Origin of the sequence: Microcoleus sp. A003_D6 (assembly GCF_036702825.1) — a bacterium.
Lineage (GTDB): Bacteria > Cyanobacteriota > Cyanobacteriia > Cyanobacteriales > Microcoleaceae > Microcoleus.
Genome location: NZ_JAUBWA010000100.1, coordinates 18266 through 28154, shown reverse-complemented (window position 1 = coordinate 28154; position 9889 = coordinate 18266). Strand labels below are relative to the sequence as shown.

The 9889-nt window shown below is 45.1% G+C and carries 7 protein-coding genes; 1 reads left to right on the top strand and 6 read right to left on the bottom strand.

Features of this window, described 5'->3' with window-relative positions:
- Positions 1-338: 338 nt before the first annotated feature.
- The 3 genes from QUB70_RS23810 to QUB70_RS23800 all read right to left on the bottom strand — a co-directional run bounded on the left by QUB70_RS23810 (position 339) and on the right by QUB70_RS23800 (position 5067).
- Complete coding sequence (locus tag QUB70_RS23810; RefSeq protein WP_332983831.1) at positions 339-3731, bottom strand: ATP-binding protein; 3393 nt, start codon at positions 3729-3731, stop codon at positions 339-341.
- A 363-nt stretch (positions 3732-4094) separates the two neighbouring features.
- Entirely contained in the window at positions 4095-4718 is a 624-nt protein-coding gene (locus QUB70_RS23805; RefSeq protein WP_332983833.1) for an adenylate/guanylate cyclase domain-containing protein, read from the bottom strand.
- Between the two features lie 4 nt (positions 4719-4722).
- The gene (locus QUB70_RS23800) at positions 4723-5067 is read right to left on the bottom strand and encodes a hypothetical protein (RefSeq protein WP_332983829.1); all 345 of its coding nucleotides are present in this window, start codon (positions 5065-5067) and stop codon (positions 4723-4725) included.
- Between the two features lie 190 nt (positions 5068-5257).
- Between QUB70_RS23800 and QUB70_RS23795 the strand changes: the two genes are divergently transcribed.
- Positions 5258-5557: a DUF7734 family protein gene (locus QUB70_RS23795; RefSeq protein ID WP_332983827.1), complete on the top strand. Its 300-nt coding sequence runs from the start codon at positions 5258-5260 to the stop codon at positions 5555-5557.
- A gap of 228 nt (positions 5558-5785) precedes the next feature.
- Here the strand turns inward: QUB70_RS23795 and atpC are convergent, their stop codons facing one another.
- The 3 genes from atpC to QUB70_RS23780 all read right to left on the bottom strand — a co-directional run bounded on the left by atpC (position 5786) and on the right by QUB70_RS23780 (position 8755).
- Entirely contained in the window at positions 5786-6193 is a 408-nt protein-coding gene (gene atpC / locus QUB70_RS23790; RefSeq protein ID WP_332983826.1) for an ATP synthase F1 subunit epsilon, read from the bottom strand.
- 177 nt (positions 6194-6370) lie between these two features.
- Complete coding sequence (gene atpD, locus QUB70_RS23785; protein ID WP_332983824.1) at positions 6371-7828, bottom strand: F0F1 ATP synthase subunit beta; 1458 nt, start codon at positions 7826-7828, stop codon at positions 6371-6373.
- Between the two features lie 126 nt (positions 7829-7954).
- The gene (locus tag QUB70_RS23780; protein ID WP_332983822.1) at positions 7955-8755 is read right to left on the bottom strand and encodes a PEP-CTERM sorting domain-containing protein; all 801 of its coding nucleotides are present in this window, start codon (positions 8753-8755) and stop codon (positions 7955-7957) included.
- Positions 8756-9889 lie beyond the last annotated feature (1134 nt).

Below are 9889 nucleotides of genomic sequence, written 5' to 3'. Positions count from 1 at the left end.
TCTTGGCAAAAGGATTGCGCCCGGAAACCCTAGTAATAGGGATATTAAGACCGAAATGTCTTAAGAATCCCCGTCGCTTTAGCGCGGGGAGTGTCAAACAAGAGTGGATGGATTACACTGTGGATTGATTGACTCGCTTTCTCTACGTCAATCCGCCTATCCATCCCGGCACTAACAGCCGTACAGTTATGGTGTGAGGCTTCCGGTAAAGATGCTAAAAGCTGTTTGCCTTTGATAATTACTCTATCTACAAAACGGATTTGATAGCGGGCTGTCACTCATCTGAGCTACCTTTGTGCAACCATATTTTAAACAGAGTAGGGCGTGTAGTGCGCGCCCTATTTCTCCGTCGAAGTTTCCACCCCAGACCACCCATCCGGCGCTCCGTACATTCGATACTTGCGAGCTCGTTTGAAATACAGCATTGCTACCCGATCGCCAGGATTGATTTGTAAAATATTCTCAAATAGTTTTTGGGCGGCAACAAATTTTTGCTGGTAGTAAAAATTGAGAGCTTCTTGAAAAATCTCCGCAGTTTGCTGCTTGAGTACAATGCTCTGCTCGGTTTCTGTATCGTAAATTTCAAACACCGACACAGCATTTGTCTTTCCTTTCACCGTTACTCGATCGACAAATCTGTACTTATATTTTTCTGGCTCGTCCAGGCGATCGATAATTGCACCGCTAACGATAATTCCCGCGCCGTAAACCTTAGTCAATCCTTCCAAACGAGACGCGAGATTCACCGCATCAGCAATCACCGTACTTTCCATCCGTTCTCGCTCGCCAATCGTACCCAACATCAAATTGCCCGCGTGCAAACCAATGCCGATCGCGATCGGACACAAACCATTTTTTTCTCGCTGCTGGTTGTAGATATTCACTTCTCTTTGCATATCAATTGCTGCTCGCACACCATCTTCAGGAGATATAGGAAACAGTGCCATAACTGCATCACCAATGTATTTGTCAATAAACCCGTTATTTTTCCTGATTGCAGGGCTAACCCTTCCCAAGTAAGTGTTAATAAATGCAAAATTTTCAGGCGGTGTCATATTTTCGGAAAGCGCCGTAAACGAGCGAATATCAGCAAACAGCACTGTCATATCTCTTTCCTGATTTTCGCCTAATTTTACTTCAATAATACTCGGCTTTTCCAGCAAGCTTAGAAAATCGTGCGGCACAAACCTGCCGTAGGCTGCATTCAGTTTGGCTAGGCGAATTTGCGTGTTAATTCTCGCCAACAATTCCTTTTTGATAAAAGGTTTAGTTACATAATCATTTGCTTCTAAGTTAAAAGCTTCTACCAAGTCAGTAGTTTGATTTTTAGCCGTCAGCATCAGAATCGGCATTTCTAAAGGCGAGTATTTTTTGCGGACTTCTTGACACACTTCATAACCAGTCATGTGCGGCATCATTACATCGAGTAAAATTAAGTCTGGCTTAAATCCTGATTCAATCAGATTTAAAGCTTCTAAGCCGTTGCTCGCTTGAGTAATGTCGTAGTTTTCTACAGAAAGACTGTTGATGATGACATGAATATTAATCGGCTCATCATCAACTACCAAAATTTTTAATTTTTCACTTTCTAGCAAATCGCTATTGTGTGATACCTGAGAATTTTTTATAGATGATTGGCGGGCTAATTCAGGAGTGATTATGCGATTTACCTCGATTAAATGCGGCTGTCTGCTGCTAAATTCCGGCTGAGTTTCAGATACGGGCAAAGTAAAGGTGAATTTGGAACCTACGCCTACAGTTGAAGATACCCAAATTTTACCTCCGTGCAATTCCACTAATTGCTTGGCAACCGCTAAACCTAAACCCGTACCGCCGAATTCTCTAGCAGTGGAACCGTCAGCTTGTTCAAAGGATTCAAAAATTCGCTCTAATTTATCTTCGGGGATGCCAACGCCGGTATCGGATACATTAATTGATAATTGGGAATTAGGCGGTGATTGTTCGTGGCCAGTTACCAATTCTGCTGAAATTTCAACGGTGCCGCTTTCGGTAAATTTAATCGCATTGCCGATTAAGTTGTAAAGTATTTGCTCCAAGCGATTCTCGTCGGCTGCTATTGGCGGCAATTCAGGAGCGACTGAGTTAATCAACTGCAATTTTTTTTTGCCTACTAATGGCTGAGATAATGTGAGGATTACAGAGACTATTTCTCGGATACCGACGGACTTAATTTGCAGTTCTATAGTTTTGTGTTTGAGCTGAGAAAAGTCCAGAATATCGTTGATTAAAGAAGACAATCTTTTTCCCGACGATGAAATCAAAGCTAAGTTAAAATTTGTTGGTTCTGGCAGTTGTCCGGTAGCACCGTCTATTAAAGATTCTGCAATACCAATAATGCCGTTGAGGGGAGTGCGGAGTTCGTGGGAAGTATTGGCTAAAAATTCGTCTTTCAGTTGGTCGAGCCGCTGCAATTCACTATTTTTAGTTTCTAGGGCAGTAAAAGATGCTTGCAGTTGTGCTGCCATGCTGTTAAAAGCAGTGGCAAGTACGCCCAACTCGTCGGAACGATCGAGCTTTACAGTTCTGTCAAATTGTCCTTCAGACAAAGCTATTGCTGCATCTTTTAATTTTAAAATAGGTTTGATAATCCAGCGAGAAGTGAGAATTCCTAGAACAGTTGCCATGCCCAAAGCTGCCAGACACAGCAGCACTGTAGTTCGGTTGTTGGCATGGATTTGTTCCATAAAGTCGGCTTCGGGAACGACGACGACAATCAGCCAATCTAAACCTTTGCCGTCTTGGAACGGCAGGACTTTTAAAAATTTCTGCTTGCCGTTTATCTCAACATTTATTTGCTGCGATTTTCTAATTTGCTGCAAGTTTTGAAAGTGACTTTCTAAATATTTAGCTGTAGTTTGCGTTACTGCGTCGCTGCTTTCTGTAACTTTAAACAATTCTTTTTTACCGTTTTTGCTGCGGAAAGGTTTTTCGGGTGTGGAAGTTGCCAGCAGCGTGCCGTTTCTTTCGATAATAAAAGTTTGACCGGATTTGCCTATTTTGAGGCTGTTTAAAAATTGACCGATACTGTCGAGACGCAAAGCAGAAATTAATACTCCTTCTAGCTGTTTCTGGCTGTTGTAAACTGGTTGCAGCGCGCTGAGGAGCAATGTGGGTTCTAGGAAGGATATATAAACTGAACTCCAAGTTGGTTTGACTGCTAAAGCCGCATAGGTGTAGGAAGGGTGCTGTCGGATGTCGAAGTTTTTGACGGTGGCTGCTACTGTCGCGCGATCGCCCGCACTATTAGTATTGTAGGAATAAAAATCAAAACCTGTAGACGGGCCCGAGGCGTTTATCAATAAAGTGCCGTTCGACATCTTTTCGCCGGTGCGATATTCTCCATCTCGATTCGCGATCGACGTAAAATTGATATAAGGATACAATTGCACTTGCCGCCACAGATACTTTTCCCAAGCTGACAAGTCTTTCATGTTCACAAAACCCAGTTTCACCGCATCCAGCTTGCTTTGATTGATTTGGTGCGGAGTTTGCAGATAAGTTCTCAAATTTTGCTCGATGCGATTGCTCACCTCCCCCATCAACTGACCGGCAAGGTCATTAACTGCTCTTTGAGAGTTCCTAAATGATAAATATCCCACAATACCGACGGCTGCAAATACTTGCAAGACAAACGGAACTATGAGTACAGTTTGCAGCGTCGCTTTTCCTGCAAGTTTGGTAACTAAGCGCTTGATAGAAAGAGTTGACATAACATTAATTTAGCTTCAAAAACACAGTTGATACGAGCGATCGAAGCTGCACCGCTCGCTGCTAAGTATTGTAAACCATTTTGTAGTTGAACAAAACTTGCAGGAGCAAAGTTTGATTCTCGGTTTCTTCCTGAATCGCTGTAAAACTTGAGATTTTTCCGAGAAATCAAGTTTTTTTTTCGCAGAGATTTCCGCAATATATGCGAGGAAGAATTCAAACCAGCGCGATCGACGGCAAATCTCTCAGGAAAACTCCCAATTTTGGGTTCCCATGCTTGGGTCTGAATATATTATGACTGAGATTAGGTAAAAAAACCGGATAAATACATAAAATTTTCTGCCGTCAGCTTGATGTTACTTTTACTACTTTTCATCCAAAGCTTCTATTCCCGACCATCCTTCTGACACTCCATACATTCTATTCTTCAGAGAACGCTGGTAGTAGGTTGCGGCTAACTTATCTTGAGGATTTGTTTCGCAAATCTTCTTGAATACTTTTTGCGATTTACTAAAATTTTGCTCGAAATAAAGATCCAGACCTTTTTCAAATACAGCAGCAGTTTCCTGTTTTAGTTTAATGCTTTGTTCAGTTTCAGCATCATAAATTTCAAACACCGACACGGCAGAGTTTTTGCCTTTTACTGTGACTCGATCGACAAATCTATACTTATATTTTTCTCGATCGCCCAAACGCTCTAAAATTGATTCAGTAACTAGAATTCCCGACCCGTAAACCTTTGTCAAGCCTTCCAAACGAGACGCGAGATTCACCGCATCAGCAATCACTGTACTTTCCATCCGTTCTCGCTCCCCAATTGTACCCAACATTAAACTACCCGCGTGCAAACCGATGCCGATCGCAATCGGTGCATAATTGCTTAGTTGTCGGTGCTGGTTGTAAATAATAACTTGTTTTTGCATTTCCACCGCTGCGCGAACAGCATCGTCTGCCGACTCAGGAAATAGTGCCATAATCGCATCCCCAATATATTTATCGATTTCCTATTGCTGCTAAAATTGGTGGCCCTGCGGCAAATTCCGTCCATTCTACAGACCACCCTATTTCTGCTAAACGGGTTGCCAAAGAGCCTTTAGCTTTGAGATAAAACAGCGCTCCGAAACGCTGATGGCCGATTCTGACAACTTTTGTTAAATTTGAGGATTCATTTTGGGTTTTTGCTTGAGAGTTATTTATGAGCTGTGAGTTGCAACTTGCCAGAGCTAAACTCAAGCAAAAAACTAGCGTAAATAGCAGCGCATATCCCCAAGCAAAACGGCGTTTAATAATATCTTTAAGGGAAAACGATAATTGAAACCTAGTTTTTATGGGATTCATAAAATATCGTATAAGTAGGTTTTGCTGGATTAAAATGTTTCAGACTTTTTTGACAGTATTTATATTATGCCCGCTTACTTCCTGCTCTTAAAAAAGGTCTAATTAAAAATAAAAATTTAGTTGGCTGTCTCTGAAATTAGCCGCAAAATTAAGCTATATTATAGCTGATTTCAGGAAAGTGAGATTTGCTATGGCTGACTCTATTGCTCGCCGCTTGGAACAATACACGGTAAAACGATCGCGCGAAGTTTTAATCGTCAAGGCCCAAATTGACGGCGAATTCGATGAAATTGCCATTTTTAAAGGCTTTTCTAGCTCCCTGACGCGATCGACCGCGAGCGATCCAGAAGTGCCAGTTTTGCCGTCGGGAGCAAAAATTGTCAGTGTCGATCGCGTAGAGAGCCCCTACAATCCAAATAACCCCCGCTATCTTCAGCAGGGGTTATCTTGGGAAACAATGCAATCTCTCTTGTCTGAGGCGGGAGTTTAGCTCTCGCAGTAGGGACACAACAATGTTGATTGGTGTCAACAATCGTCTAAAACCCTTGAAAAATCTCGTTTATCCCTGATGCCAGATGCCCCTAAATCCCCCTTAAGAAGGGGGACTTTGACGCTTATTCTTGTCCCACCCCCTACTCCCCTTGTTAAGGGGGGTTAGGGGGGATCTAGACTGGGATACAAACCAGAAATACAAAAGCACTATGTCCTTGCCCTTAACCTAGAACGTGCCGCCGGCAGCTTGGAAACGAGCTCTCGCGCGTTTGATTGCTTGCTTGGCTTTAATTTGCTCTTGGTCAGTGCCACTAGCGGACTTTTCCAAACGAGCTTCTGCTTCGGTGTAAGCAGTACGAGCAGCTTCTTTATCAATGGTTTCGCCTTTTTCAGCGCCGTTGACAAGAATAGTAACTATGTTTTCTTGGATTTCCGCAAAGCCGCCCATCAGAGCAATAGACACCCATTCCTTGCCGGGACGGACGCGCATCACTCCGGTATCCAAAGCCGTCATCATCGGAGCGTGACCGCTTAAAATACCTAATTGGCCTGTGGTGCTCGGCAGAATTACTTCTTCAGCATTAGAATCCCAAACAGTTTTGTCTGGGGCCACTACGCGCACAGTTAATGTCATAAATTGTCCTTAGTCATTAGTCATTAGTCAGCAGTCAGCAGTCAGCAGTCATTAGTAATTAGTCATCAGTCAGCCGTCGGCCATCATCAGTCACTTAGTTGTTAACAGTTAAAAGTTAACAGTTAACAACTAATGACCAATTACTAATGACCGATGACTGATGACTAATGACTAAAATTACTTGGCGTCAGCTTTCATTTTTTCAGCTTTGGCGATCGCCTCGTTGATATCGCCCACCAAATAGAAAGCTTGTTCCGGTAATTCGTCAAGTTCGCCAGCCAAAATCATCTGGAAGCCCTTAATAGTATCTGCCAGCTTGACGTATTTGCCGGGGGAACCGGTAAACACTTCCGCCACAAAGAACGGCTGCGATAAGAACCGTTCAATTTTGCGAGCGCGAGAAACGGTTAAGCGGTCATCTTCCGACAGCTCGTCCAAACCCAAAATTGCAATAATGTCTTGCAATTCCTTATAGCGTTGCAGAGTTGACTGCACCTGACGAGCAACACCGTAGTGCTCTTCGCCGACAACGCTAACTTGCAACATTGTAGACGTAGAATCCAGCGGGTCAACAGCCGGATAAATACCCTTGGAAGCCAAACCGCGAGACAACACAGTTGTAGCGTCCAAGTGAGCAAAAGTCGTAGCCGGCGCGGGGTCAGTCAAGTCATCCGCAGGCACGTACACAGCTTGAACCGAAGTAATCGAACCTTCGGTAGTCGAAGTAATCCGTTCCTGCAAGTCGCCCATATCCGTACCGAGAGTCGGCTGATATCCCACAGCCGAAGGCATCCGACCCAACAGAGCCGATACCTCAGAACCCGCTTGCACGAACCGGAAGATATTGTCAATGAACAGGAGCACGTCTTGCTTGCTGACATCGCGGAAGTATTCGGCCATCGCCAGAGCCGACAGGCCCACGCGCATCCGAGCACCAGGCGGCTCGTTCATTTGACCGTATACTAGGGCAATTTTCGACTTGCTGCGGTCTTCTTCGTTAATAACCCCCGACTCGATCATTTCTTTGTAGAGGTCATTACCTTCGCGGGTGCGCTCGCCTACACCACCAAACACGGACACGCCACCGTGAGCCTTGGCGATATTGTTCACGAGTTCCATCATAATCACGGTTTTGCCGACGCCTGCGCCGCCGAACAAACCGATTTTGCCGCCGCGGCGGTAGGGGGCCAGGAGGTCGATCACCTTGATCCCGGTTTCAAACACCGAGGGCTTGGTTTCCAGTTCGGTGAAAGCCGGCGGGTTGCGGTGGATGGGCATACTTTCGGAAGTATTGACCGGGCCGAGGTTGTCTACGGGTTGGCCGATGACGTTAAAAATGCGGCCGAGAGTTGGGATTCCGACGGGAACTTGGATCGATTCGCCGGTATCTACTACTTCCATGCCGCGCACCAAGCCGTCGGTGGTACTCATGGAAACTGCACGCACTTGGCTGTCTCCGAGCAGTTGTTGAACTTCGCAGGTAACGGAAACGTCTTGACCGGCTTCGTTTTTGCCGGAAATCGTGAGAGCGTTATAGATTTGGGGCAGTTTGCCGCCTGGGAATTTTACGTCTACAACCGGCCCAATGATTTGGGTGATGTAGCCTACGTTCGTTTTTGTTGCGGTGGATACCATGAATAGTGCCTTTGTTAGGATGCTATTTTTCCGATATTGGAAAAACTCTTAACATTTAGAAATGCTATTCCTCAGAGTACCACTGAACAGACGCACTATTTAGATTTGTATGGGGCTGGTTAAGAGTCATTTTTCTGGTTGCTGCTGTCGCTTTTTTTTCGATCGAGCCGCAGCCAAAGCCCCGATCCCCAGGACAGTACCCAAAATTGAGATTGGTTCGGGGACTTCCTGAGCCGTGAGGCTAAAGTTTTGAAAATCAACGTCATCTCCTTTTCCGCCATCGTCCAGGGAAATTTTTGTACCCTTAGCGAGTTGGGCCTTTGTCACCGATTGAAACTGCTCTGGGCCCTTGCCATTGTTGACGGTTGTAAATGGAGCCGTGGAGTCGTTGTTGAGGGTAAAGTCGCCAAAGGTGGCTTGCTGGCATCCCGTCGCCATACAGTCAGTTCTGCTGAATTGGCTGCCGGCGGCAAACCATTCGGAGCTGTTCATAAAGGTGCTGCTGGAGACGTATTCCTCGAAGGGCTTGCCACTGCCGAGGTCGCTCCACAGCAGGAGTGCGTAAACTCGATCCTCCAAAAATGTGAAAGTTTGGTCGATCGAGCCGTTGTCGGAGGTGACTGCGTTGCCGAAGGTTCCTTGCCAGTTGTTGGCAGAGCCGTCATCTGAGGGTTTAGTCTCGTAAAATAGGCGGGATATGTTGCTGTAGCCAGTGTTTGCTGACTGAGCTTGGGCTACCCACAAGCTGGACTGGTAACTGCCGTGAGATTGGTCGAATGTAAAGTTTATATTTGTATCTCGATCGAACTGGATGCCGCTCGTGCCAAACATGAAGGCTCGGACGGGCGTGCAGATGCTTAGCAAGATTGTGGTTACCAAGCTGGCGACTGTAAAAGATGTTTTTTTGACTAGCGTTAAGGTAGTCATAACCCTGATTCCTCCAATATTGTTAGGTAGTAAGGCGGGAAATGCAATTTTCCCGTCACGGGCATAGACGATCGCCTTGAATGCGATATGAACGGACGATCGTCAAAGCTGCAAAAGAGACTCTACAGCAGTTACTCTACAGACCGATATTATCTAAGTGTGCCCTGAGAGTAAATGAATGCTTGTTGTCCTAAGAGTTTTCACTGACACTCCTTGTGCCGCGCTTGAGTCTGTAACACCAAGATTTTCATTCATTCTCCATTTCTAACCTACTACATTTATGAGTGTCGGTTAACGGTCTCAAGCTGGCTGCAAGACTTGCAAATATTAGCTTTTATCAAAAATACATAAAAAATTTTACTCAATCTTTGTAAATTTTTGGTAAAGTTTATCAAAAAAATATAAAGTTTCTGAGGGAAATTCGGCTGTTGGCCAGTTAATCCTCAAAGCCGGCTGCAAGCCGATCGCAGGCGTGCAGAAGGAAGCGGCGGTCGCGAGTAGGGATTTTTGCTGTGTTTTTTGCCACTTGGAGTAGGGACACCGCACAGTGCCGTGTCCCTACTGTATTCAGGCGAGCGGTACTTACGCATTATTACGTAAGTAGACCTCTTGCAAAAATAACTAGGACGGGCTCTGGGGCCCATCCCACAAATTTTTTTTTCTTGTGGAATGGGCCCCAGAGCCCGTTCCATAATTTGATTAAAAGGATTTTTGCAAGAGGTCTAGTATTATTCCGGTTTTTCAACCCTAAGCCTCGCGTTGCGCGCCATATTTTCGCCAACACTCCCGCACGCATAAACCCGGTTTCTTAAGGTAATTGCGTCATGGAAGTTCTGAAAGTGGAAACGAGAAACCCAGTTTAATTGCCCGATCGCGCCTGAATAGACCTCTTGCAAAAATAGCTGGGACGGGCAAGATGCCCATCCCACAAAAAGTTTTTTTCTTGTGGAATGGGCCGGAGAGCCCGTTCCAAAATTTGATTAAAAGGACTTTTGCAAGAGGTCTAATAAATTAGGGACACGGCCCGAGTGCGGTGTCCCTACCCGAGCATCTGTACTGCACTTAACTGAAAACGGCTATAAACACCTACATTCCCTTCAGCTTCCCATCCCAATTATTCGGGTATAAAAAACA

Coding starts and splice junctions, on each gene's coding strand:
- atpD (WP_332983824.1), bottom strand. CDS start 7,828: ATGGTATCCACCGCAACAAAAACGAACGTAGGCTACATCACCCAAATC.
- atpC (WP_332983826.1), bottom strand. CDS start 6,193: ATGACATTAACTGTGCGCGTAGTGGCCCCAGACAAAACTGTTTGGGAT.
- QUB70_RS23800 (WP_332983829.1), bottom strand. CDS start 5,067: ATGAATCCCATAAAAACTAGGTTTCAATTATCGTTTTCCCTTAAAGAT.
- QUB70_RS23780 (WP_332983822.1), bottom strand. CDS start 8,755: ATGACTACCTTAACGCTAGTCAAAAAAACATCTTTTACAGTCGCCAGC.
- QUB70_RS23795 (WP_332983827.1), top strand. CDS start 5,258: ATGGCTGACTCTATTGCTCGCCGCTTGGAACAATACACGGTAAAACGA.
- QUB70_RS23810 (WP_332983831.1), bottom strand. CDS start 3,731: ATGTCAACTCTTTCTATCAAGCGCTTAGTTACCAAACTTGCAGGAAAA.